Annotated in this window: 28 protein-coding genes; 15 read left to right on the top strand and 13 right to left on the bottom strand. The window is 66.4% G+C overall.

The window, feature by feature from the left end; genetic code table 11:
- Together C3E79_RS03540 and mscL are read left to right on the top strand one after the other, a co-directional pair.
- A complete protein-coding gene (locus C3E79_RS03540; RefSeq protein ID WP_108403661.1) occupies positions 1 to 636 on the top strand; it encodes an SAF domain-containing protein in 636 nt (211 codons plus the stop codon).
- Between the two features lie 58 nt (positions 637 to 694).
- The gene (gene mscL / locus C3E79_RS03535; protein WP_108403660.1) at positions 695 to 1,111 is read left to right on the top strand and encodes a large conductance mechanosensitive channel protein MscL; all 417 of its coding nucleotides are present in this window, start codon (positions 695 to 697) and stop codon (positions 1,109 to 1,111) included.
- On the opposite strand, the gene C3E79_RS11310 is transcribed toward mscL, so the two are convergent.
- The 6 genes from C3E79_RS11310 to C3E79_RS03510 form a co-directional block, all read right to left on the bottom strand.
- Positions 1,096 to 1,254 (bottom strand): hypothetical protein, encoded by a 159-nt coding sequence (locus tag C3E79_RS11310; RefSeq protein ID WP_158268489.1) that lies wholly within the window; start codon positions 1,252 to 1,254, stop codon positions 1,096 to 1,098. The two genes, mscL and C3E79_RS11310, sit on opposite strands and share 16 nt — an antisense overlap.
- 2 nt (positions 1,255 to 1,256) lie before the next feature.
- Complete coding sequence (locus C3E79_RS03530) at positions 1,257 to 1,817, bottom strand: MogA/MoaB family molybdenum cofactor biosynthesis protein (protein ID WP_108403659.1); 561 nt, start codon at positions 1,815 to 1,817, stop codon at positions 1,257 to 1,259.
- 66 nt (positions 1,818 to 1,883) lie between these two features.
- Positions 1,884 to 3,041, bottom strand: coding sequence for a S1C family serine protease (locus tag C3E79_RS03525; protein ID WP_412778864.1), 1,158 nt, complete (start codon positions 3,039 to 3,041; stop codon positions 1,884 to 1,886).
- Positions 3,042 to 3,204: 163 nt separating this feature from the next.
- Positions 3,205 to 3,378: a 50S ribosomal protein L32 gene (gene rpmF / locus C3E79_RS03520; protein WP_108403657.1), complete on the bottom strand. Its 174-nt coding sequence runs from the start codon at positions 3,376 to 3,378 to the stop codon at positions 3,205 to 3,207.
- Between the two features lie 22 nt (positions 3,379 to 3,400).
- On the bottom strand, positions 3,401 to 3,673 hold the full coding sequence (locus C3E79_RS03515; RefSeq protein ID WP_108403656.1) for a type B 50S ribosomal protein L31: 273 nt from the start codon (positions 3,671 to 3,673) through the stop codon (positions 3,401 to 3,403).
- Positions 3,674 to 4,083: 410 nt separating this feature from the next.
- Complete coding sequence (locus C3E79_RS03510; RefSeq protein ID WP_158268490.1) at positions 4,084 to 5,286, bottom strand: DUF418 domain-containing protein; 1,203 nt, start codon at positions 5,284 to 5,286, stop codon at positions 4,084 to 4,086.
- 109 nt (positions 5,287 to 5,395) lie between these two features.
- Here C3E79_RS03510 and C3E79_RS03505 point away from each other — a divergent pair, with 109 nt between their 5' ends.
- The 7 genes from C3E79_RS03505 (at position 5,396) to C3E79_RS03475 (ending at position 9,037) form a co-directional block, all read left to right on the top strand.
- Positions 5,396 to 6,502 carry a sensor histidine kinase gene (locus tag C3E79_RS03505; RefSeq protein WP_158268491.1) on the top strand — a complete coding sequence of 369 codons (1,107 nt, stop codon included), beginning with the start codon at positions 5,396 to 5,398 and terminating at the stop codon, positions 6,500 to 6,502.
- Positions 6,499 to 7,122, top strand: coding sequence for a response regulator (locus tag C3E79_RS03500; RefSeq protein ID WP_108403654.1), 624 nt, complete (start codon positions 6,499 to 6,501; stop codon positions 7,120 to 7,122). The genes C3E79_RS03505 and C3E79_RS03500 overlap by 4 nt, the downstream gene beginning before the upstream one ends.
- Before the next feature lie 140 nt (positions 7,123 to 7,262).
- Positions 7,263 to 7,499, top strand: a complete 237-nt coding sequence (gene rpmB / locus C3E79_RS03495; protein WP_108403653.1) for a 50S ribosomal protein L28 — start codon at positions 7,263 to 7,265, stop codon at positions 7,497 to 7,499.
- Positions 7,500 to 7,664, top strand: a complete 165-nt coding sequence (gene rpmG, locus C3E79_RS03490; protein WP_006841072.1) for a 50S ribosomal protein L33 — start codon at positions 7,500 to 7,502, stop codon at positions 7,662 to 7,664.
- A gap of 3 nt (positions 7,665 to 7,667) precedes the next feature.
- On the top strand, positions 7,668 to 7,973 hold the full coding sequence (gene rpsN / locus C3E79_RS03485) for a 30S ribosomal protein S14 (RefSeq protein ID WP_108403652.1): 306 nt from the start codon (positions 7,668 to 7,670) through the stop codon (positions 7,971 to 7,973).
- Positions 7,974 to 7,988: 15 nt separating this feature from the next.
- Positions 7,989 to 8,240 carry a 30S ribosomal protein S18 gene (gene rpsR / locus C3E79_RS03480; RefSeq protein WP_108403651.1) on the top strand — a complete coding sequence of 84 codons (252 nt, stop codon included), beginning with the start codon at positions 7,989 to 7,991 and terminating at the stop codon, positions 8,238 to 8,240.
- A gap of 113 nt (positions 8,241 to 8,353) precedes the next feature.
- Positions 8,354 to 9,037 carry a TetR/AcrR family transcriptional regulator gene (locus C3E79_RS03475; protein WP_108403650.1) on the top strand — a complete coding sequence of 228 codons (684 nt, stop codon included), beginning with the start codon at positions 8,354 to 8,356 and terminating at the stop codon, positions 9,035 to 9,037.
- Here C3E79_RS03475 and C3E79_RS03470 read toward each other — a convergent pair.
- The 5 genes from C3E79_RS03470 to C3E79_RS03450 all read right to left on the bottom strand — a co-directional run bounded on the left by C3E79_RS03470 (position 9,034) and on the right by C3E79_RS03450 (position 13,811).
- On the bottom strand, positions 9,034 to 9,837 hold the full coding sequence (locus C3E79_RS03470; protein WP_235840640.1) for a serine hydrolase: 804 nt from the start codon (positions 9,835 to 9,837) through the stop codon (positions 9,034 to 9,036). The genes C3E79_RS03475 and C3E79_RS03470 overlap by 4 nt on opposite strands.
- Positions 9,838 to 9,911: 74 nt before the next feature.
- Entirely contained in the window at positions 9,912 to 10,427 is a 516-nt protein-coding gene (locus C3E79_RS03465) for a hypothetical protein (protein WP_108403649.1), read from the bottom strand.
- Positions 10,428 to 10,502: 75 nt separating this feature from the next.
- On the bottom strand, positions 10,503 to 12,029 hold the full coding sequence (gene purH, locus C3E79_RS03460; protein WP_108403648.1) for a bifunctional phosphoribosylaminoimidazolecarboxamide formyltransferase/IMP cyclohydrolase: 1,527 nt from the start codon (positions 12,027 to 12,029) through the stop codon (positions 10,503 to 10,505).
- Positions 12,022 to 12,618: a phosphoribosylglycinamide formyltransferase gene (gene purN, locus C3E79_RS03455; RefSeq protein WP_108403647.1), complete on the bottom strand. Its 597-nt coding sequence runs from the start codon at positions 12,616 to 12,618 to the stop codon at positions 12,022 to 12,024. The genes purH and purN overlap by 8 nt, the downstream gene beginning before the upstream one ends.
- On the bottom strand, positions 12,615 to 13,811 hold the full coding sequence (locus tag C3E79_RS03450) for a cell division protein PerM (protein WP_146183393.1): 1,197 nt from the start codon (positions 13,809 to 13,811) through the stop codon (positions 12,615 to 12,617). The genes purN and C3E79_RS03450 overlap by 4 nt, the downstream gene beginning before the upstream one ends.
- Positions 13,812 to 13,999: 188 nt before the next feature.
- Here C3E79_RS03450 and C3E79_RS03445 point away from each other — a divergent pair, with 188 nt between their 5' ends.
- Together C3E79_RS03445 and C3E79_RS03440 are read left to right on the top strand one after the other, a co-directional pair.
- Positions 14,000 to 14,734 carry a M23 family metallopeptidase gene (locus C3E79_RS03445; RefSeq protein WP_108403645.1) on the top strand — a complete coding sequence of 245 codons (735 nt, stop codon included), beginning with the start codon at positions 14,000 to 14,002 and terminating at the stop codon, positions 14,732 to 14,734.
- 220 nt (positions 14,735 to 14,954) lie between these two features.
- On the top strand, positions 14,955 to 15,638 hold the full coding sequence (locus C3E79_RS03440; RefSeq protein WP_108403644.1) for a M23 family metallopeptidase: 684 nt from the start codon (positions 14,955 to 14,957) through the stop codon (positions 15,636 to 15,638).
- Here the strand turns inward: C3E79_RS03440 and pcrA are convergent.
- The gene (gene pcrA, locus C3E79_RS03435; RefSeq protein WP_179948312.1) at positions 15,635 to 17,830 is read right to left on the bottom strand and encodes a DNA helicase PcrA; all 2,196 of its coding nucleotides are present in this window, start codon (positions 17,828 to 17,830) and stop codon (positions 15,635 to 15,637) included. The two genes, C3E79_RS03440 and pcrA, sit on opposite strands and share 4 nt — an antisense overlap.
- Before the next feature lie 61 nt (positions 17,831 to 17,891).
- Here pcrA and C3E79_RS03430 point away from each other — a divergent pair, with 61 nt between their 5' ends.
- From C3E79_RS03430 to C3E79_RS03415, 4 genes are all read left to right on the top strand, one after another.
- Positions 17,892 to 18,185 (top strand): chorismate mutase, encoded by a 294-nt coding sequence (locus C3E79_RS03430; RefSeq protein WP_108403642.1) that lies wholly within the window; start codon positions 17,892 to 17,894, stop codon positions 18,183 to 18,185.
- Between the two features lie 225 nt (positions 18,186 to 18,410).
- Positions 18,411 to 20,048, top strand: a complete 1,638-nt coding sequence (gene pgi, locus C3E79_RS03425; RefSeq protein WP_108403641.1) for a glucose-6-phosphate isomerase — start codon at positions 18,411 to 18,413, stop codon at positions 20,046 to 20,048.
- Positions 20,048 to 21,508, top strand: a complete 1,461-nt coding sequence (locus tag C3E79_RS03420; RefSeq protein ID WP_108403640.1) for a glutamate-cysteine ligase family protein — start codon at positions 20,048 to 20,050, stop codon at positions 21,506 to 21,508. The genes pgi and C3E79_RS03420 overlap by 1 nt, the downstream gene beginning before the upstream one ends.
- A gap of 48 nt (positions 21,509 to 21,556) precedes the next feature.
- Positions 21,557 to 22,192 carry a DedA family protein gene (locus C3E79_RS03415; RefSeq protein ID WP_108403639.1) on the top strand — a complete coding sequence of 212 codons (636 nt, stop codon included), beginning with the start codon at positions 21,557 to 21,559 and terminating at the stop codon, positions 22,190 to 22,192.
- On the opposite strand, the gene C3E79_RS03410 is transcribed toward C3E79_RS03415, so the two are convergent.
- A complete protein-coding gene (locus C3E79_RS03410; RefSeq protein WP_108403638.1) occupies positions 22,155 to 22,937 on the bottom strand; it encodes a DNA-formamidopyrimidine glycosylase family protein in 783 nt (260 codons plus the stop codon). The genes C3E79_RS03415 and C3E79_RS03410 overlap by 38 nt on opposite strands.
- Between the last annotated feature and the right edge of the window lie 98 nt (positions 22,938 to 23,035).

The following is a 23,035-nucleotide window of genomic DNA, read 5'->3' as shown; positions in this document are numbered from 1 at the left end:
GTGAAGACTTTTCCTCTCCAGGCTCTCCAGGCTCTCCAGGCTCTCCGTACCCCCGGCTACCGCCGCACCGTGGCAGTGCGCCGCGCGGCCGCCCTCGCCCTGCTCACCGCCGCCGCGGTCAACCTCGTCTCGGGGCGCGCCGCAGACCCGCAGGTGGTGACGTTTTCCAGGCCCGTGGGCGCGGGCAGCGTCGTCGAGGCCGCGGACCTCGAGGTGCGCCGGCTGCCGGCGGAGGCCGTACCCGACAACGCCGTGCGAGAGATCGACGTCGCTGCGGGGCGCATCCTCGCCGCCGGGGCCTCGCGCGGCGAGGTGCTCACCTCCACCCGGCTGGTCGGGCCCGACCTCGCCCGGGAGCTCGCCGGAGGCGCGCCGCCGGAAGACTACGCCATGGTGCCGGTAGCGCTCGCAGAGCCGGAGATCATCCCCCTGCTCCACCACGGCGCGACCGTGAGCGTGGTCACCACCGGGGACGAAGGGGCAGCCCCGGTAACCGTAGCCACCGGGGGCCGGGTCGTGGTCGCGGAAGCGGAGGCCGGCACGGTGCTGCTGCTGCTCCACGATTCGCAGGCCGCCGCCGTCGCGGCGGCGGCTTTGGCGAGCCCACTCGCCGTGGTGCTCAATGGCCAGGCCTGACATTTCGGTATAAGGTTGCTTGGACCCTACTGTCACCACCACCCGTAGAAGGACTCACATGCTCAAGGGCTTTAAAGACTTCATCATGCGCGGCAACGTCATCGACCTCGCGGTCGGTGTCGTCATCGGCTCGGCGTTCACCGCCATCGTCACCGCGTTCTCCGACAACATCATCAACCCGCTCATCGCCGTCATCGGCGGCACCGAATTCGGGTTTGGCTTCGAGCTCATCAAGGGCAACGAGGCGACCTTCATCAACGTCGGCGCGCTCATCACCGCGATTATCAACTTCCTGCTCATCGCCGCCGTCGTCTACTTCTTCATCGTCGCCCCGATGAACAAGCTCGACCAGCTGCAGAAGCGCCGCAAGGGCATCGCCCCGGAGGAGTCCGCCCCGACCGAGACCGAGCTGCTCGCGGAGATCCGCGACCTGCTCTCCCACCAGGGCGGCACCGGCGCTCACCGCGCCGAGTAGCGCTGGTAGTGCGGCGGGCGCTGCTCCTCGTAATACGCGAGGTCGAGCGGCTCGAACTGCGGGGTATGACCCGCATCCGCCTCACGGTCGTACTCGACGACGGCGGTGCGCGTGGCGCGCCGCCGCTTTTTCTTGCCCTCCACCGCTAGACGCTGCAGGTGTTGAGGTCCGCGATGAGGTGGTTGACCAGCGGGTGCATCGTCGACATCCCGTCGCGGATGGCCTGGCGGCTCGCCGCGAGGTTGACCACCACGGTCGAGCCGGAGACCCCGCAGATGCCGCGGGAGGTCGCCGCGTCGACGGCGCCGCAGCTCTGCCCGGAAAACCGGATGGCCTGCCCGACGCCGGGGACCATCTTGTCAATCACCGCGCGCGTGGCCTCCGGGGTCTTGTCCCGCGGGCCAACCCCGGTGCCGCCGACGGTGAGGACGAGGTCGACGCCGCCGACGACACCGGTCTCGATCGCCTTGCGGATGTCGGACTTCTTCGACTTCACCCTCACGATGGCGTCGACAAGAAAGCCCGCCTCGACGAGCAGTTCCGCGACGAGGCGATGGGTGTCGTCGGCGGGATCCTCGTAGCGGTGGTCCGAGACCAAGACCACGAGCGCGCACGGCGGGACGGGCGCGGCCTGTTCCTGCTCGGTGGCGATGAGGAAAGCGTCGTCGGGCTCACTGATCTCCAACGCGTCGAGCGTCTCTGGCATGGGCTTTCCCCTTTTTCGTCGTGGACGTCGCGGCTGCGCGCGCCGGTTGCAAATACAGGTTAGAACTTACTCCGAACTCAGCGTCACATCTACCGCTCGCGGCTGATCGTTACCGCGGGAGCGCACCTCGAGCTTCACGGTCGCCCCGAAATCCTGCGACCGGGTTGCGGCGATGAGCGCATCGGCCGAGTCAATCGGGCGCTCGTTGAGCCGCGTCACCACGTCACCGACCTTCAGGCCGGCCTTATCGGCGGGGCTGCCCGGCTCCACCCCTGCGACGACGGCGCCCCGGGTGGGATCGGCGATGCTCACCTGCACGCCGAGCATGGGCTGCTTCGCCTCCCCTGTGTCTATGAGCTGCTTGGCCACGCGCTGCGCGAAGTTCGACGGGATGGCGAAGCCGAGGCCGATGGAGCCCGCGCCGCCCTGCGGCGAGGCAGACATCGAGGCGATGACCGAATTCATCCCCACCAGGTTGCCGTTCATATCCACCAACGGCCCGCCCGAGTTGCCCGGGTTGATCGCCGCGTCGGTCTGGATGCCGTCCATCAGCGAGCTCTCCCCGCCGCCCTGGGAGGCGCGCACCGGCCGGTTGAGCGCCGAGACGATGCCGCTGGTCACGGTCGCGGAAAAGCCGAGCGGCGAGCCGATGGCGACGACTTCCTGGCCGACGTGGAGCTCGTTCGAATCGCCGAAGCGAATCACCGGCAGGTTGGAGGCACCCTCGATCTTGAGCACGCCGACGTCGGTGTTGACGTCGGAGGCGACAAAGCTGGCGGGGTGGGACGAGCCGTCGTTCAACGTGACCTCGACGCGCGCTCCCTTTTCCGCCTCGGCGATGACGTGGTGGTTGGTGAGCACGTAGCCGTCGCTCGAGATGATCGAGCCCGACCCCTCGGCGCGGCCCTGCGCTCCGTTGACGGCAATGGAGACCACCGCGGGCAGCACCGTGGCGGCGACCTGCTCCACCGAGCCCTCAGGCGCGGGGGCTGGGTCGGAGGCCGGCTTTTGGTCGAGGGCCTCGTTGACGTAACCGTGGTTCGACCCGCCTGCGGCGTTACCCGCGAAGTAGCCCGCTCCCCCGCCCACGACGAGGGAGCCCACCAGAGCAAGAGCGACCGCCGCGCCGACTCCGCCGGTGCGCTTCTTCTCCGGCTGCGACTGAACCTGCGTGACAAACGGAGGCTGCTGCTCCGGCATCTGAGACTGTATGGGATTATTCATGGGAAGGAATTGTGCAGCCTTTCACTGTAGAGAATCTGCGCCGTCTAAGCGCCGTGACGTAGGGTATTCTGAACGTTTACTGTACGCCACGAACTGGCGGAATAGCGAAAAGCCGGGCCCCGGTCGTCCGGGGCCCGGCTGATCTGAGCTTGCGCGGCGTCGACTAGAACTGCTCGACGTCGATGAGGCCGGCCTTCGCGGCCTTGACCAGGCGGCGCGGGATGCGCACCTCGCGGCCGTCGATCTTGACGGTCTGCAGGTCAGGGTTGTCCGCCTTCCACTGGGAGCGGCGCATGCGGGTGTTAGCGCGGGACTTACGGAACTTCTGTACTGGCATGACTCGTGTTCTCCTTCGGCCTTTACTTAGCGGTCTTCTTCTTACGGCGAGCCATGCCGCCGAAGCGCTGGTTGAACTTCTCCACGCGTCCGGCCGTGTCCATGAGGCGCTGGGCGCCGGTCCAGAACGGGTGGGACTCGGAGGTCACGTCGACGACGATGAGCGGGTACTCGTTGCCGTCTTCCCACTGCTCGGTACGATCAGAGGTCATGGTGGAACGGGTCAGGAACTTGTTTCCCGTGTTACCGTCTTGGATGATCACCGGGTGGTAATCCGGGTGAATATCGTTTTTCATCTGTGGATTCGTCTCCCTCAGGATTGAACTTCAGGTCGGTTCCGGGGCCGCCGGATCGTGCCTGAGTTGGGTGCGAACATGGTTCTTCATCCGGCCGGTGCCGGACAACTCGCAATATCCTACATGTGACGTGCAGGTATACATAATCAGTATGGTTCTCGACCTCGTCGCCGGCCCGCGCTCGCGTTCAACGCGCTCTCCCTGGCGGCATTGCTTGGCGACGCCCCCCTCTCCAAGCCCCCGCCCCCACCACCGCCTTCCCGCCGACCCGCTCCCCCTCCCGCAGTGCTGTTGATTCAGCTGGCGGGCCCCTGGCAGGCCGCTGCGGGGTGGCCGTGCCGTGGAAGGCGTTTGTGGTCTGCGGCCTAGCGCTCGCCCCGGTGGGAATTGCGGCCGGTGTGGGCGCCCAGCTAGTAGAGCTTGTGCATCACTAGTTCAACCGGCCCGCGCTCAAAGCGGCGCAGCCACAGCGCGGAGAAGGCGAGCAACACGCCACTGATGGCAAAGTAGATGGCGATCACCCAAAAAGTCTCGTACTGTCCCGCGATCATGCGGCCGAGGCCGAGGCCGAAATCGTAGAAGACGATCGACGCCAGGAGGTTTTGCAGGATGTAGCAGCTCAGCGCCGTCTTGCCCACGTTCGCGAGTGCCAGCCCGATGCCGCCGAGCGTGCCACCACGCCGAGCGTAGAACTCGGCGATCAGCGCAAGGAGGCCGAAGGCGACGACGGCGGAGGTGACGTAGCGCGTCGTCATCGCCGCCGAGCCGGTGGCCCACAGACGCAGCCCCCAGTCCAACGGGATCCCCACCCCGAGCCCGAAGGCCATCACGGCTTTGCGCAGCTTCTCCTGCGCCGGGTCGAACAGCCCGGCGCGGTAGAGGCGGGCGCCGATGAGAAACATCGCCAGCCCCATCACGAAGAGAATGGGGATTTCTGTGCGTCCCTCGGCGAAGCTGGTGACGCGCTGCCGAACCATCTCCCAGTAGCTCGCCGTCGAGTCGTAGAACTTCGCATCGATATCCACCTCCGGCTGCCCGCGGTCGGAAGGGGCGGATCTCTCGGCGAAGGCGAATGCGACGTCGATAAGCACGATGATGCTCACGTGCGCGACTAGCGCACTCCACATGAGAAGCTTTTGAACGCGCTCGCTGCGCGCGAGGATGGGCGCGACGGCGAGCGCTGTGAGGCCGTATCCCATGAGCACGTCGAACTCGAAAACGAAGGTGTAGTTGATCAGGCCTTCGGCTGCAAGCAGCGCCGCTCTCCGGTAGTAGCGGCCCGGCCACTTCTTCCCGCGCCGCTGGAAGGATTGCCGCTGGATCTCCAGGCCGATGCCGAACATGATGGTGAGCAGGCCGAGGAACTTTCCGTCGGTAATGAGGTGCAACACGGCGTGGATAATCGCCCCGACTCCGCCGCCGGCGGCCACCTCGCCCGCCAGCGACTGGCCTGGAGCACCGAACAAGGCCTCCATGAAGACGGATTCTGCCGAGCCGGAGGTCGCCGCGAAGATCCAGATGTTGCTGGCTAGCGTGCCAAGAATGGCGATGCCACGAATGACGTCGAGGGCGACGATACGCGCGGAGGGTCGCACCTCATCCTGATTGAGCATGGGACCTAGGCTACGAATTGGCCGGGGCCGCGAACAGTGCCCGTGGTCACGACTTTGTACACCGTGCGCCATGACCGGAGTCACGGTTTGTTCGCTAAGTTATCTCCCCATGGCGGCTAGCCCCACGCACTCCTCGGCAAGCTACTTTTTGCGCTTTCTCGACTACTTCTGCGTGCTCTTCGCGGTGCTTACCACCACCCCGCAATACCCCCTGGTCGAAGCGTGGGTGCTCGTCGCGTCGATCGCAGCGTTTACAGCGGCGTGGTTCGTGTGGCGGGCCTGGCCCTGCCGCGCCAGCTCGGTGTGCACGGCTGCGCTGAGCCTGGTTGTGCTGGCCGTGAGCAACAGCCCCGTTGTGGTGCTGGCCCTCTGGCTCGGGTTCGTCGCCCTGGCACGCACGCTCGGGGACCGCTCGGCCCGGGCGTTTGCCCCGCTGCCCGTTGCCGTCACCGTCGTTGCCCAGCTTGTTCTCCACAGCCCCCCGTGGCACGTCTTGACCGAATTCGCCGCCATGGTGGTCGTCGCCGCCTCCGGTGTTGCGCTCGGCCGCACCGTCACGGCCTCCTTCGACGCCGAAGCGAGGCTGCGCCGCTCGCTGCGCGATTCCCGCGAGCTCGCGCTGTCTAAAGAACGCGAGCGCATCGCCGCAGGGCTGCACAACGGCCTCGGGCACCTGCTCACGTCGATCGGACTGAGCATCGACTTCGCCTCCCGGGTGGTCGAGGCCGAGCCAGCGCGGGCGAAGGAAGAACTCCGCGTAGCACGAGAGAGAACGACGGAGGCTCTGGATGCGATGCGAAAGACGGTCCGGGCGGTCTCGCCGCCGCTTGTCGACGCCCCCTTTGGCGCCACCGTGGAAGGCCTCGCCGCACGGTTCGACCGGACGGGCCTGACCGTCAAGGTCACCGGCGCGAGGGACGCCGGGTGGGACGCCGGGTGGGACGAGGAGCGCACTACTCTCGCGCTTGTCTTCGTGCAGGAGGCGCTGACCAACATCGTGCGCCACTCGGGCGCCACCCGCGTCCATATCTCGGTCGCTCCCGGGGGCGTGTCTGTCGAGGACGACGGGACGGGAAACGCCAGCGAGGCGAGTTTCGGCATATCCTCTTTGCGCAGGCGTGCCTCGCAGGTCGGGGCGCGGCTCATCACCGAGCCGCACGGCGGGATCGCCGGGGGCTTCCGCATCAGCCTGGACTTCGAGGGAGAACGCCGATGAACACTCGGGATGTAGCCGTCATACTTGTCGACGACCACGAGATGCTCCTGCGCGGGCTCACCCTCGTGTTCGACACGATCGAGGGCGTTAGCATCGCCGCCACCACCACCGACGGGGCCCGCGCGCTGGAGCTCGCCCGCCAGCACGGCGCCGACGTCGTCGTCACCGATGCTCAGATGCCCGGCGTCGACGGGCTGGGGGTGGTCTCTCGGTGCGCGCCTGAGTTTCCGGTCCTCGTGCTCACCACCTACGACGACTCCCGGCTCGTCTCTTCCCTCGTGGAGGCCGGGGCGGCGGGCTATGTGTTGAAGGACATCGCCCCTGAGGAGTTGGCGCGCGCGGTCACGGCCGCGGCCGACGGCGGCGTCGTACTCGACCCGCGGATTGCTCGCTACGCGTACGCTTCGCCTGCCGACGAGCTGGCAATCCTCACCCGCGCGGAGCGGGCAGTGGCGCGGTGCGTCGCGCGCGGGATGAACAACCGAGAGATTGCCGGTGAGCTCTCGCTCGCGGAGGGTACGATGAAAAACCACGTCTCACATCTCCTGCGTAAGTTGGGTGCGCGCGACCGCACGGCCCTGGCCCTGCGTGTGGCCGATTCGCTGCGCTACCGCGATTAGGAATACCGGCAGCGAGCCTGTAGTGTTGATACCCGCTGTTGTCGAAGTACACGTCATACGCCTGCGTCAACCGATTGCTACCTCACCTTTCCTCACAGGTAATCAGTGCGTGGGCGGCAAGAAGAGAAAGAAGTCAACCCATGTCGGCACATTGCCAGGTCACGGGACGTCAGCCGTCTTTCGGCAAGACCGTCTCGCACTCGCACCGCCGCCACTCGCGCCGTTGGAACCCCAACGTGCAAAAGAAGCGGTTCTACCTGCCCTCCGAGGGCCGTACCATCACCCTGAACGTCTCCGCGAAGGGCCTGAAGATCATCGACCGCGACGGCATCGAGTCCGTCGTCGCCGCTATCCGCGCGCGAGGTGAGAAGATCTAAATGGCACGCAACGATATCCGCCCGATCATCAAGCTCAAGAGCACCGCGGGCACCGGGTTTACCTACGTGACCCGTAAGAACAAGCGCAACAACCCGGATCGCATCACCCTGAAGAAGTACGACCCGGTCGTGCGCAAGCACGTCGAATTCCGCGAGGAGCGATAATTTATGGCTAAGAAGTCTAAGATCGCCAAGAACGAAAAGCGCAAGGAGATCGTCGCCCGTTACGCGGAGCGCCGCGCTGAACTCAAGGCCATCATCCGTAACCCGGAGACGTCCGACGAGGACCGTCTCGACGCTCAGTTTGAGCTCAACCGTCAGCCGCGCGACGCCTCCCCGGCCCGCGTGCGCAACCGCGACTCGCACGATGGCCGCCCCCGCGGCTACCTCCGCAAGTTCGGTTTGTCCCGTGTCCGCATGCGCGAGATGGCTCACCGCGGTGAGCTTCCGGGCGTCCGTAAGTCTTCGTGGTAAGGAGGAAAGCACACTATGAAGCGTGGAAATAACCAGCGCAAGCAGCGCATGGAGCAGTCCCGTCGCCCGAAGAAGAACCCGCTCAAGGCCGAAGGTATTGAGAAGGTCGACTACAAGGACGTCAAGACCCTGCGACTGTTCATCTCGGATCGCCACAAGATCCGCTCCCGCCGCGTCACCGGGCTGACCCCGCAGCAGCAGCGCCAGGTCGCTACCGCTGTGAAGAACGCCCGCGAGATGGCTCTTCTGCCGTTCACCACCCGCTAGGTTTCGGTTGACAACAGCAGCGTAGAGTCGCACTCGACGTAAATCACGACAAAGCACCCGTTTAAGGGTGCTTTTTCTATTCCTATCGGCCGTTACGGCTAGAATGAGGTGCCATGTCTGGAACAGTGGGCCGCCCCCGCAAGAACAGCCCCCGTCGCCGCGGTAAGACCGCCCGCGACGAGATTCTCGACGCTTCTTCAGAGCTGTTTACCATGCAGGGTTTTGCGACGACCTCGACCCACCAGATCGCGGACGCCGTTGGCATCCGCCAGGCCTCGCTCTACTACCACTTCCCCTCCAAGACCGAGATCTTCTTGACCCTCCTGATGGGCACCGTCGAGCCCGCGCTCGATTTGGCCAAGGATCTCTCGGAGACAGACGAGTCGCCCGCCTTGAAGCTCTGGGCGCTCGTCGCGGCAGAGACGCGCATTTTGCTGTCGTCGAATTGGAACATCGGCCGCCTCTACCAGCTCCCCGTGGCCAACTCCGAGGAGTTCCACGACTACCACGACGCGCGGCGCGAGCTCGAGGATGTCTTCCGCGAGCTCGCCGCGGAGATCGTCGGGGACGACGACCCGCGCATCGACCTGCCTTTCCAGATGACGCTGGCGGCCATCGAGCTGCGCGATAACACGGGCAAGGCACCCTATCCGCTTGTCGACGACGCCTTGCCCGCCCCTTCCGTCATGATCGCCGACGCGGTCCTCGACGTCCTCCACGCCGAACTGCCCGACAACCGCGGCATGCGCACCCTCGATCTCGTCTCCAAGGTCACGGACGGCGGCGGCGGTTCTTAGCAGGCGGCGGTGGGCAGGGCGTCGAGAAGCGGCGCGAGCTGATTCGCCGCCTCGTTGGCCATGGCCTGGCCCGTGGCGTAGGTGCCGTCCGCAGGCAGCACTGTGATGGCGAGCGCCACGTCCTCGCCCCGGCTATTGGCCACCCGCGCGAGCTGGCGCACCTGGTAGCTTCCCTGCACATCGGGACCCCAGCCGCCCTTGAGGCGGGCCCCTGGCAGATGCCCGAGCCCGTAGGCCTGATCCGCGTTCACGCTGCCCATGAGCGTGAGCACGGGGCCCGCCCCGGCCACGCACGCGAGGTGCGAGGCCAGCGTCGCTTCTTGGCTGGCCGTGAGCAGTGTCTGGCCGAAGACCGAAAACTCCGGGCGGAGCTTCGTCGTGTTTACGCTCGCCTGAACCCCTGTGTCCGCGAGGACCGCGTCGACATCGGGCGGGGTGATAACGCTCCAGAGCGACTCGGCGGCCGCGTTATCCGAGGCCTGGATCATTGCGGGGGCAAGCGCCTGCGCGTCTGCCGGGGCGACGCGCTGCGCCGCGATCGCGATGGGAACCTTGATGGTCGACCACGCAGGGTAGGCGCCATCGTCCCCGCCCACGAGCGTTTCCCCGGCCCCGGCGACCGCGATACCCACCGAACCCCCGTAGGCGGCGGCGACGGAATCGGCGACCCGGGCTAGGGCGTCACCCAGCGCCGGTTCGCGCGGGGTTTCGGGTTGCGCCTCCGACGGGCCCTCGGGGTGGGGTGGGGCGGCAAGGACGGTGGATGTCAACGTCACGGTCGGGCGTGGCGCAGAGGTCACTGCTGTGGGCGTTGGTGCCGGGGCACAGCCCGAGAGGGCCGCGAGGCACAAAGCTAGTGCGCCCGCCCGCCCGATCACCAGATCTTCACCACGGCGTTATCGCCGCCGCGGCAATACACCGTGCCGGATCCGGAGCAGCTCATGTTGTAATTGATCCCCGTCGCCGGGCTGTAGGCGGTAAGGGAGACGTTCGGCCCGCCGTTGTTTCCGCACTCCCTGATGAAAGCCGAATACACGTTGGCGGCAAATCCCGCAGAAGTCACGCCGTTCGCCGCGCTGTAGTTCGAGTACGGGCAGGAGTTGCGCGCGACCGGGGCGACGGGCTCGGGCGCCGCGGCTGGAGAGGGCTGCGCTGCGCGCTGCATAGTCTGCGTCTCAATGACAGTCACCGGCGCCGCGTCGCCGGAGTTTGCGCTGGTATTGAGCGTGCCGGAGCCGACGAAGTACGCGATCGCGCCCACAAGCGCGACGAGAAGCACCACGAGGGCCGCCACCAAGGCGATACCCGCGCCGTTTCCTCCGTTCGAGGGCGCGGGCTGCGGGTACGGTTGCTGGTAGGGCTGTCCCCAGCCTTGGTCGTGTGGCTGCACGAGTCTTTACCTCCGAATGTCAACACCGAGATTTTGGAGGTTATCGTAGCGCGATTGCCAGCTTACGCCAATCTTTTAGTGGAAGAAGTGTCTCGTGCCCGTGAGGTACATGGTCACACCGGCCTTTTTCGCTGCCTCGATGACCTCGTCGTCGCGGATCGACCCGCCGGGCTGGACCACGGCGGTGATTCCGGCGTCGGCAAGCACCTCGAGCCCGTCCGCAAACGGGAAGAACGCGTCGGAGGCCGCGACCGCCCCGTTGGTACGATTCGCGCCTCCGTCGAGCGTGTTGGCGCGCTCGACGGCAAGGCGGGCAGAATCGACGCGGTTGACCTGGCCCATGCCCACGCCCACAGACGCGCCGTGGGAAGCGATGAGGATGGCGTTGGACTTCACGCAGCGGATCGAGCGCCAGGCGAACTCGAGGTCTGCCAACACCTCGGGCGTGGCCGGCTCACCGGCCGCGAGGGTCCACTTCTCGGGCTCGTCGCCCTCGGCCTGGTAGGTGTCGCGCTCCTGAATGAGGAACCCGCCGTTGATCTGCTTGACCTCTTCCTCGCCGAACTCAGGCTCGACTTCGAGGATGCGCAGGTTCTTCTTCTCCTGCAGGATCTCAAGCGCCTCCGCCTCGTACGAGGGTGCGATGACGACCTCGGTAAAGATGGGCTTGATGCTCTCCGCCAGTTCGACAGTGACCTCGCGGTTGACCGCGATGACGCCCCCGTAGGCGGAGACCGGGTCGCAGGCGTGCGCCTTGCGGTGGGCATCGGCGACGGAGACGTCGGAGACGGCGATGCCGCACGGGTTAGCGTGCTTGACGATGGCCACGCACGGGAGCTCGTGGTCCCAGGCGGCGCGCCAGGCGGCGTCGGCATCCTGGTAATTGTTGTAGCTCATCTCCTTGCCGCCGTGCTGGGTGGCCTCCGCCAGGCCAAAGCCCTCGCTGATCAGGCTCGCGGCCTGGTGCGGGTTTTCCCCGTATCGCAGCTCGCCTTCGGCGTCACCGGAGAGCTGCTCGGCAAACCAGTCGAAAACGGCCGCGTCGTAGTCGGCGGTGTGGGAGAACGCCTCGAAGGCGAGCTCGCGGCGCTGCTGGTCGTCGAAACCCTCCCCCTTGACCGCGTCGATGACCTCACCGTAGCGCTTGGGGTCCGTCACCACCGCCACGGAGGGGTGGTTCTTCGCCGCGGCGCGCACCATCGACGGGCCGCCGATGTCGATCTGCTCGACGCACTCGTCAAAACTCGCCCCGGACGCGACAGTCTCTTCGAAGGGGTAGAGATTGACCACCACGAGCTGGAAGGGCTCGATGCCGAGCTCGGCGATCTGGCGCGCGTGGTCCTCCTCGCGCAGGTCGGCGAGGATGCCGGCGTGGACGCGCGGGTGGAGGGTCTTGACTCGGCCACCGAGCACCTCGGGGAACCCGGTGAGGTCTGCAACCTCCGTGACTTCCACGCCGGCCTCGGCGATGCGCTTGGCGGTCGAGCCGGTGGAGACGATCTCGACCCCGGCGTCCCCGAGCGCCTTGGCCAGCTCGTCGAGCCCGCTCTTGTCGTAGACGCTCACGAGGGCGCGCTTGATGGAGATGTGAGTATCAGCCATGGGTGAAGTAGGCCTTTCCGTTGTCGATGTGGGCGCGGCGCAGCACATCGACGATGAGCGCGCGCTCCCTAACCTTGATTCTTTCGTGCAGCTGCGCCTCGGTCTCCCCGGGGCGCACATCCACGGCCGCCTGGGCGATGATCTCCCCCGTGTCGACGCCCGCGTCAATGTAGTGGACGGTGGTGCCCGTGACCTTGACCCCGTATGCGAGGGCATCGCGCACCGCGTGGGCGCCGGGGAACGAGGGCAGGAGCGCCGGGTGGGTGTTGATCAACCGCCCCTCGAACGTATCGAGGAAGGCCTTACCCACGATGCGCATGAACCCAGCGGAGACGACGAGATCGGGCGCGGCGGAGTCCACGGCGTCGCGCAATGAGGCGTCCCATTCCTCCCGGTCACCGCCGAGCTCGACGACGGCGACGCGAACCCCCGCCCGGCGCGCCCGCTCAAGCGCGGGGCACTCACTATCAGCGGCGACAAGGCACACGTGGTAGGACTCATCCTGGTGATCGAGGATCGCCTGAAGCAGCGTGCCCGACCCGGAGACCAGGACGGCAACTGCGACGGAGTGCTGGGATCTGTGCGTCACTCGCCCGAGTCTAGCGCGTCGCTGCCCGCCCGGTGCGCCTTGCGGGGCACCGCCGCCACGATAAGCCCGATGATGCCCACCCAGGCGAGGGCGAGAAGCGGCACGATGAGCGGGTGGGGCCCGATGTAGTCGTAGGCGCCGACCACCCCGCCGGTATACGGCACGGCGGCGAGGACGAGCGCGCCGGTCCAGGCCGAGGTGAGCAAGGCCTCTTTGATCCGCTTGATCCGCTGCGGCCCGGTGCCGCGGGTGGCGAAGAAGTGGGCGATAACGGCGGTGGGGATGACCATGAGCGCCGGTGCCCACGCGGGGGCCTGCGCTGGGACCGCGGCAAAGAGGGGCAGCGGCGGCAGCGCGACGTTGTCGACGACGAAGAGCGAGGCCGCCTGTGAGGCGTATTCCAGGCTTCCGCCGAGGAGCACGCCGAGGGTGGCCGCGATCCCGTTGAGCGCATAGACGAGGCTCAGGGCGACGAGCGCGGGCGCAGGGAAGGACTCGCCGAGCTGCGCCATCTTCGGCCACCCCGCGACGCACAGCGCGGCGAAGACCACCGCGGCGGCCGCGCCGAGGCGCACCAGGAGGTTGAGCGCCTCGCGCGACCCCGGCACACTAAAGGCCCCAAAGACAATGCCCGCCGCATACGGCCCGATCGGGAGGAGCAGTGCGAGCGGGTGCGGCAGCGCCACCGGGTAGACGTGGGAGGCGTCTGCGACCATAAATACGGCGATGCCGGTGAGCGTGAGCGCAACACCGGCCGTGAGCGCGGCGTACGCGCCGACCTCGCGCATCTGCGGACGGGCCCCCAGCGCGGCCCGCGAGCGCCGGGCGACGAGCGCGGCGATTGCGACCGGGCCGATGAGGGGGGTAAGCCCCATCGTCACCCCATCAATGGTGACGGGGACCCCGTGTATGGCCAGCCACGTCTCCCCGATCGCGGCGGGGATGTAGGCGGGCTCGGCCCCAGACAGGAGCACAGCGGCCAGGCACACGGCCACGACGCCGAGGGCGATCACAGCGAGCGGCACAGCGGCGGAGGGGAAAAAAGTGCGGAGCACGCCCGCCCAGTCCTGCGGGTCCGGCTCCTGTGCTGCCGGGGCGGGTTGGCTGGCAGGCGCAGGTCGCCTCGGGCGGCGCCGGCGGGTGGAGCCGGGGCCAGGGGCGGGACCTGAAGCGGGGCTGTACTTGGTACTCATCGACGTCATTGTCCCACACCGGGCGCCGCGGGATGCTCAGCCCGAGCCGGTGTAACGGCGGCGGCAGAAAAACAGATAAGGAAAACCATCATTTGGCTTGCCTTGCCTTGACCGAACCGTTACAGTAACCCTTCGTAGATAACGGGAAGGTCACAAACCCGTCACGGACAGACTGAATGAGGACCTCAATGTTGAACTCCACGAAGGCACGCACGGGCGGCAAGCACCGTAAGCAGTCCCCCAACACGGGGCGCGCGACGCTCGTCGCGCTCGCCACCGGTGCGGTTTCAACCGCCGGCGTTTCCGGCGCCGCCGCGGCGTCCATCCAGGCCGACGCGGAGGTGCAGGAGCCCTCGGTGGATTTCTCGCTGGCCGCGAAATCTGACGTCGTCGAGCCGGGGGCGGCCGCCCCCGAGGTCTCCCCTCAGATCCTCGCCATCGCGGAGTACAAGCCGGTGGAGAACTTGAGCTCCCAGCTCTCCAAGGCCGTCGAGCACTCCGAGGTCGTCGCCGCGGCCGATGCCCTGCTGCGCGCTCCGTCGAGCATGAAGCCCGCCGAGGGCGTCTTCACCTCCGGTTTCGGCCCGCGGTGGGGAGCGTTCCACGCCGGCATCGACATCGCGAACTCCATCGGCACCCCGATCCTCGCGGTGATGGACGGCAAGGTTATCGACTCCGGCCCGGCGCAGGGGTACGGCCAGTGGGTCCGCCTGCAGCACGAAGACGGCACGATCACGGTCTACGGGCATGTGGATACGCTTGATGTCGCCGTGGGCGATCAGGTCAAGGCAGGCCAGAAGATCGCCGGGATGGGTAACCGTGGCTTCTCCACCGGCCCCCACCTTCACTTCGAGGTGCACCCGGGCGGGAACGCGCCGGTGGATCCCGTGCCGTGGCTGGCACAGCACGGCATTACCGTTTAGGCCTACACAGCTGTGGGGGTAGGGAAACCTACCCCCTTTTCTTTACCCCCTTAGTCACAATTTTCACACCAGTAACACGCGGGGTATGCAGCGGTTTGGCACACACCTTCGATGCATCCCCCGTGAAACCCCGTTGCCCCGGCTCATGCGCGGGTTTAAGTTGACTCACTGTTCGCCGCTCGCAGTACCTATAGAGCCGAGCCACAGACCCAAGGATCCTATGAAACGCCACCTGCTCTTAGTCCCGCTCGCTGCCGCCGTGCTTGCCGCCACTGCCGCGCCCGCCTCCGCACTGACCGTCAACGTCTCTGGCGCCCCCTCGCTGCCGGCCGCGCTGGCCACCGCCGCCACTACCATCATCACCTCCGGGGCGACCATCACCGCCGGGGATCACAGCGTCGTCTATGACCCGCGCGCCGAGGAGCAGTTCTTGCACCTGCCGCCCGGCACGATCCAGATCGCCCCGCCCGAGGGCGAGGGCGCCGTGGCCCGGCAGGAGGGCCGCACCGCCGACGGCCGCAAGGTGGTCACCCCGGCCGCCGGGCGCATCAGCTCCGGTTTTGGCCAGCGATGGGGGCGGATGCACCAGGGCATTGACATCGCTAACGACGCCGGCACCCCGATCTACGCCGTCATGGACGGGACTGTCACGGCCGCCGGGCCCGCCCAGGGATTCGGCAACTGGGTCGTGATCAAGCACGACGGGGGCGAGGAATCCGTCTACGGCCACATGCGCCAGTTTGATGTCGCCGTCGGCCAGCGGGTGAGCGCCGGGGAGCGCATCGCCAGCATCGGCAGCGAGGGCCGCTCCACGGGCCCGCACCTCCACTTCGAGATCAAGCCGGACGGCACCACCCAGGTCGACCCGCAGGCGTGGCTGCGGGAACAGGGCATTGACCTCTAGAGCTTTTCCATGGGCACGCCGCCGATGAGCATCAGGCGGACCGTGCCGGAGGAGCCGAAGTCAACCACAACGGTCTCCCGCACGCCCGAGCCTTCGACCGATTCCACGGTGCCGAGGCCGTACTTGGCGTGGTTGACGCGGTCCCCCGGAGCGAGCTGGAGGTTCTTGTTCACCTTCGTCCGCGCCGCAGCGCGCGGCCTCCGGCGGGGGCTCTCCCACGCGGAGGTGTGCTCGGTCTCCGGCTCAACCCGGCGCCAGTCGATGAGATCCGCAGGGATCTCGGCGAGGAAGCGGCTGGCGGGGTTGGTCACGGGGGAGCCCCACGATGAGCGCAACATCGCCCGGGTGAGGTAGAGGCGCCGCTTCGCGCGCGTGATGCCGACGTATGCTAATCGACGCTCCTCCGCCAGCTCGTCCGGGTCCCCCAGCGCGCGCAGGTGGGGGAACTGCCCATCCTCCCAACCGGTGACAAAGACGTAGGGGAATTCGAGGCCCTTGGCCGTATGCAGCGTCATCAAGGTGACCACGCCCTGGCCGGTATCCGGCAGCTGATCGGCGTCGGCGACGAGGGAGACGCGCTCCAAAAACTCCTGCAGGGTGCCGGTCTCTTCGCGGGCAACGGAGACGAGCTCGTTGAGGTTGTCCAGGCGCGCCCCGTCCTGCGGGTCGCCCGAGTCCTCGAGCTGCCCGCGGTAGCCGGTTTCTTCCAGGATCCGGTTGACCACGTAGCCGATATCGGGCGCCTCGGCAAGCTCCGCGCGCAACCTGTCTAAGAGGTCGACGAAGCCGGCGATCGCCTTTTTCGAGCGCGCGGCGAGCATATCTACCTCGCCGGCAGAGGCGTCGACAAGCGCGCGCCCGAAGCTTATCCCGCGGTGTTGCGCGTGTAGCGCCACCGCCGCCTGGGCCTTATCCCCGATTGCCCGCTTGGGCACGTTGACAATGCGCCGCATGCTCACGGTGTCGTCGGGGTTATCGAGCACCTTGAGGTAGGCGACGATGTCCCTGATCTCGCGCCGCTCGTAGAAGCGGGTCCCGCCGACGACCTTGTAGGGGATGCCGGAGCGGATAAAGATGTCCTCCAGCGCGCGGGAGGCGTTGTTCGTGCGGTACATCACCGCGATGTCGTTGAACTGGGCCCCGGCGTCGACCAGCTGGTCAATCTCCGCTGCAACGAAGCGGGCCTCGTCGTGCTCGTCGTCGGCGACGAAGCCGACAATCTTGTCGCCCGATCCGTGCGCCGTCCACAGGTTCTTGGGCCGGCGCCGGTCGTTTTGAGCGATGACGGCGTTGGCGGCGCTGAGGATGTTCTGCGTCGAGCGGTAGTTCTGCTCGAGCATGATCGTCGTCGCATCAGGGTAATCGCGCTCGAACTCCTCGATGTTGCGGATCGTGGCACCGCGAAACGCGTAGATGGACTGATCCGAATCGCCCACGACGGCGAGCTCAGGCGCGTTCTCCCCCGCGCCCACGAGCGCGGAGATGAGCGCGTACTGCGCGTGATTGGTGTCCTGGTACTCATCAACAAGAACGTGGCGGAAGCGCCTGCGGTAGTACTCCGTCACCTCTGCGTGCTCCCGGAAGATCCGCACCACCTCGCCGATGAGGTCGTCGAAGTCGACCGCGTTGGACTGGCGCAAGCGGCGCTGGTAGTCCACGTAGACGTGGGCGACGGTGAGGTCGAACGGGTTTTTCGTGCGCTCGGCAGCCGCGAGCGCCTCGGCGGGGCCGACGAGCTCGTTTTTGTGGTTCGATATCGCATTCGCCAGTAAGCGGGCGGTGAATTTCTTCCACTCGAGGCCGAGCTCCTTGGAAATCATGGCGAGCAACCGACGCGAGTCGTCCGAATCGTAGATGGTGAAGTTCGAGTTCAGGCCCTCCACGAGGTGCGCTTGCTGACGCAGGATACGCACGCACACCGAGTGGAACGTGGCCACCCACATCTCGCGGGCCTCGGGCCCGACGAGCGCCGCGACGCGCTCTTTCATCTCGGCTGCGGCCTTGTTGGTGAAGGTAATCGCCAGAACCTGCCACGGCGCCACCCCGCGCTCCTGGAGCAGGTAGGCGATGCGCCGGGTGAGCACCGCTGTCTTCCCCGAACCGGCGCCGGCGATGATGAGCAGCGGCCCGCCGGTGTGCGTGACGGCGGCCTCCTGCTGGGGGTTGAGCCCCAAAACCAAATCTGTAGTCATGATGGTGCCTACCCTACAATCTGCGACAGACACGACTGGCCCGGTGGCATAATGTCTCGCCATGAGCGAGTTAGAAATCCGCATGCCCTCGGGCACCGACGACCCATTGTCAGACGCCGAGATCCAAACCTACCGCGAGGAGATCGACCGGCTCGACCGCGTCATCCTCGACGCCGTGAAGCGGCGCTCGGAGGTCTCCAGGGCTATCGGCAAGACCCGGATGGGTTCCGGCGGCACGCGCCTGGTGCACCGGCGCGAGGTAGCCATTATCAACCAATTCCGCGACGAACTGGGCGAGGAAGGGCCGGTGCTCGCCGGCGTTTTGCTACGCCTCGGGCGCGGCAAGCTGGGCTAGAAGCGGCGGGTTTTCATTGCGGGCGGATCGGGGTGTGCGGTTGGGGCTAGTGCTTGCCTCGGCCCAGATTCCACAGTGGAGGGCTGGGGCGACTGTGGCATCTCACCACGCGGCCCCGTCGCTGAAGCACCCCTCCACAGTGACATCCCACCAGCCGCCCCCGCAACCACCCCAACCACCATGAAAGACGGGCGGCCACCGCCGAGAATGACTAGCGTTGATGGCATGACTGACATCACCGCCACGCCGGCCTGGCACAACCTCGCACAACTATTCGATGCCAAGCGCGCAGTGACCCTCCGTGACCTGTTCTCGGCCGACCCTCAGCGGGCCGCGGCACTCACCTTTGATGCCGCAGGCCTCCACGTCGACCTGTCGAAGAATCTCATCGACGGCGAGGTCGTCGCCGCGCTCGTCGCCCTCGCAGAGCACGCCGAGCTGCCGCGCCGCATCGAGGAGATGTTCACCGGTGCACACATCAACAACACGGAGGATCGTGCCGTCCTCCACACCGCGCTGCGTATCCCGGCCGCGGAAGACCTCAGCGTCGACGGCCAGGACGCTGCCGCCGACGTTCACGAGGTGCTCGGGCGGATGCGCGACTTCGCCTCCGCCCTGCGCTCCGGCCAGTGGCTGGGAGCGACTGGCCACACCATCAAGAAGGTGGTCAACATTGGCATCGGCGGCTCGGACCTCGGCCCCGCGATGGCCGTCAAGGCGCTGCGCTCCTATGCCACTGCCGGGATTACCGCAGAGTTTGTCTCCAACGTCGATCCCGCCGACATGATCAGCGTCCTGGATCGCTGCAACCCCGAGGAGACCCTGTTCATCGTCGCCTCGAAAACTTTCACAACGCAGGAGACCCTCGCCAACGCGCACGCCGCGAAGCGCTGGCTGCTCGAGCGTTTCGACGGCGACGAATCCGCCATTGCCAAGCACTTCGTCGCCGTGTCCACCAACGCGGAGAAGGTCGCAGAGTTCGGTATCGACACCGCCAACATGTTCCCGTTTTGGGATTGGGTCGGCGGGCGCTACTCGGTCGACTCGGCGATCGGTCTGTCGCTCATGGCCGTGATCGGCCCGCTTGATTTCATGCGCTTCCTCGAGGGCTTCCGCGCCCTCGATGAGCACTTCCGCTCTACCCCGCTCGAGCGCAACGTCCCGGTGCTGATGGGGCTTATCAACGTGTGGTACCGCAACTTCTACGGCGCCCAGACCCACGCGGTGCTGCCGTATTCTCAGGATCTCGCCCGCTTCCCCGCCTACCTGCAGCAGCTCACGATGGAGTCCAACGGCAAGTCCGTGACCAAGGAGGGTGAGCGGGTCGGTGTTGATACCGGCGAGATCTTCTGGGGCGAGCCGGGAACGAACGGCCAGCACGCCTTCTACCAGCTCATCCACCAGGGCACGACGATGATCCCGGCGGATTTCATCGGCTTTGCCTCCCCGAAGCAGGACCTCCCCGCGGCGGATGGCACCGGCTCGATGCACGATCTGCTCATGGGCAACATGTTCGCCCAGACAAAGGTGCTGGCTTTCGGCAAGACGGAAGAGGAGATCGTTGCCGAGGGCGTCGATAAGCGCCTTGCCCCTCACAAGGTCATGCCGGGCAACCGCCCGACGACGACGATCCTCGCCGCGGAACTCACGCCGCACACCCTCGGCGCGCTCATCGCACTCTACGAGCACATCACGTTCACCGAGTCCGTGATCTGGGGCATCAACGCTTTCGATCAGTGGGGCGTGGAGCTGGGCAAGCAGCAGGCCAACGACCTGGCCGCCGCGGTCTCGGGCGAAGTCGAGCCGGATACCGGTGATTCCTCCACTGATGCGCTCATTTCCTGGTACAGGAGCGCCCGCTAGTGGGCGATAAGATCTCGACGGACCGCTACACCCCGCGGCAGCGCACGAAGTACCGCAAGCGGTTGGAGGACGAGCTGGAGGTATTCGACCGGCACCTCCAGCAGGCGAAGTTCGTCAGCGACGGCACGGTCGGGCTCGAGCTCGAGCTCAATCTTGTCGACGCCTCAATGCACCCCGCTCCCCGCAACAACGACGTGTTGGCGCAGTTGAGCGATGAGTACCAGTCGGAGATCGGTGCTTACAACGTCGAGCTCAACCTGCCCCCGCAATCGATCGGCGGGGCGGGCCTGCGCCGCCTGGAAGAAGGCCTCACCCAGCGGCTAGAGGAGGTCCGGTGCGCGGCCCGGAAGTGTTCCACCGAGGTCGCCATGATCGGGACCTTGCCCACCGTGACCACCGAGTTCCTCGAAGATCCGGCGTGGATGACCAATGAACACCGCTACCGTGGGCTCAACAACTCCATCATGGAGTCTCGGGGGGAGCTCTTGCATGTGCGGCTCTCTCGCCAGGACGACTTCCAGCACGACTTCGAAGACATCGCCACCGAATCGACGTGCACCTCGATGCAGCTGCACCTGCAGGTAGCCCCGAACCGGTTTGCCGATGCGTGGAACGCCTCGCAGGCTATCGCCGGGGTCCAGGCAGCTGTGGGCGCGAACTCCCCGCTCTTCCTCGGTCGCAGACTCTGGCACGAGTCGCGCATCCCGGTGTTCCAGCAGTCCATCGACACCCGCACCCAGGAGCTGATCAACCAGGGCGTGCGCCCGCGCGTATGGTTCGGAGAGCGCTGGATTACCTCGGTGTTCGACCTATTTGAAGAAAACGTGCGCTACTTCTCGCCCCTGCTCCCCGAGGGCCGCATGGAGGCCGGAAAGCCCCTGATGACGGGCGATAACCCCGGCCTGCACTACCTCAATTTGCACAACGGCACGGTGTGGCGCTGGAACCGCCCGATCTACGACCCCAACGGCGAGCTCTCCCACATCAGGGTGGAAAACCGCCTGCTGCCGGCCGGGCCAACCGCCAAGGACGTCATCGCCGATGCTGCTTTCTATTACGGCCTGGTGAAGTTCCTCGGCGAGCAAACCCGCCCGGTGTGGTCGCGCATGAGCTTTGCCACTGCTGAGGCGAACTTCTTAGCGGGCGCGCGCGACGGGCTCTTCGCCCGCGTGTCTTGGCCGACGCTTGGCACCGTGGATGTCTGCAAGCTCGTTGCCGAGCACCTGCTCGATATGGCGCGCGAGGGCCTGCGGCTTTTCGACGTCTCCGTGGACTGCATCGAAGAATACCTCGGCATCATCGCCGGGCGAGTCGAGGCAAGGCAAAACGGCGCGTCCTGGCAGCTCGCCGCGCTCGACAGCGTCTCGGGCGACGATGCCTTGGAGCGCGTTGTCAGGCAATACCTTGTCAATCAGGCGGCCGGCGCGCCGGTGCATACTTGGTCCACGGAAGTTGCGTAGGGCAAGATAGTTCGTTGTCCGTGCCCTCATCCAAGGAGTTCCCAAGCAGTGCAGGCGATTATTGACTGGCTCGTAGGCCTCATGGAGGCCATCGGCGCCCCCGGCGTCGGCCTGGCCATCTTGGCCGAAAACATCTTCCCACCCATCCCCTCCGAGGTGGTCTTGCCGCTCGCCGGTTTCACCGTCGCCCAGGGCTCGCTCAACCCGGTTGCGGTGTTCGTGTGGTCTCTCATCGGTTCCGTCGGCGGCGCCTACCTACTCTACGGCCTCGGTGCCTGGCTGGGCGCAAAGCGGCTGCGCGCGATCGCGGAGTGGATGTGGCTGGTCAAGGGCACCGATGTGGATAACGCGCTGAGCTGGTTCGACCGCCACGGAAAGATCTCTGTGTTTTTCGGCCGTCTCGTCCCGGGCGTGCGCTCGCTCATCTCGATTCCCGCCGGCCTCGACCGGATGAACCTGGTCGCATTCGGCTTGTGGACCACGCTCGGCTCCGCGATCTGGAACGCGATCCTCATCGCGCTGGGGTATTTCCTCGGTGATAACTGGCACATCGTCTCTGACTACGTGGACCGCTACTCCAAGGTTGTCTACCTCGTCTTGGCGCTTGTCATCGTCGGCTTCCTCGCGTTTTTCATTCGCCGCGCGCTCAAGGAGCGGGCTGGCAACGCGGACACCACCAAATAACCCGCTCGAGGTCGCCGCGCCCGCCGAGGAAGCTCTTCTCGATGAGCGTGGTGCACCTGCGGCACGGCTTGTTGTTGCGCCCAAATACGTAAGACGTCTCCCCTGCTCGTTTGATCCCCGTGGTCACGCGGACTGGGGAGTCTCTATTTGCCCACATGAGCTTGCGCGCGATGCGCACATGCTTATCGACGTCCACCTCCCCCACCTCCCTCGCGGGGTGCGTTCCGGCGATGAAGCAGATCTCCGCGCGGTATTCGTTGCCGATGCCCGCGGCGTTTTTCTGATCCAGCAACGCACGCCCGATCTCGAGGTGAGGGGTGGCCTCAATGCGGCGCACCACCTCATCGTGGTCGAAGTCTGCGGCGAGCATGTCGGGGCCGAGGTAGCCCATGCGCAGGTCGTATTCGCGGGCCGGGAAGACCTCGACGAGCCCGAGGGAGTGCCCGACAATTTCAATCTCGCCGTCGAGCTGCAGCACGACGCGCGCGGTATGCCCGGGCTTTTTCCACCTCGCGCCCACCTTGTGGATCGCCCACGTCCCCTCCATCTTCAGGTGGGTGTGGAGTACCTGCGGTCCGAACTGCATGAAGAGGTGCTTGCCGTAGGGCCAGACCCGCTCACAGCTAAGCCCCGTGAAGTCGACGGTGGCGAAGCGCGGCACGCGCAGGCTCGTCGCGGTGACGGTGCGCCCGGACATGAACTGCAGGCGCTTGGAGAGCTGGTAGACGGAATCGCCTTCGGGCATGGGTGGGGAGCTTTCGTATCAAGAGTGCCAAGAGGTCGAAAAAACATTCTATACTGCGCGGCGAACATGTGAGGGGGCGGCGAGTGAGACGTCTTCGT

Origin of the sequence: Corynebacterium liangguodongii, assembly GCF_003070865.1 — a bacterium.
GTDB lineage: Bacteria > Actinomycetota > Actinomycetes > Mycobacteriales > Mycobacteriaceae > Corynebacterium > Corynebacterium liangguodongii.
Note: the sequence above shows the minus strand (reverse complement) of the source record. Positions and strands in the feature narration are given on the sequence as shown.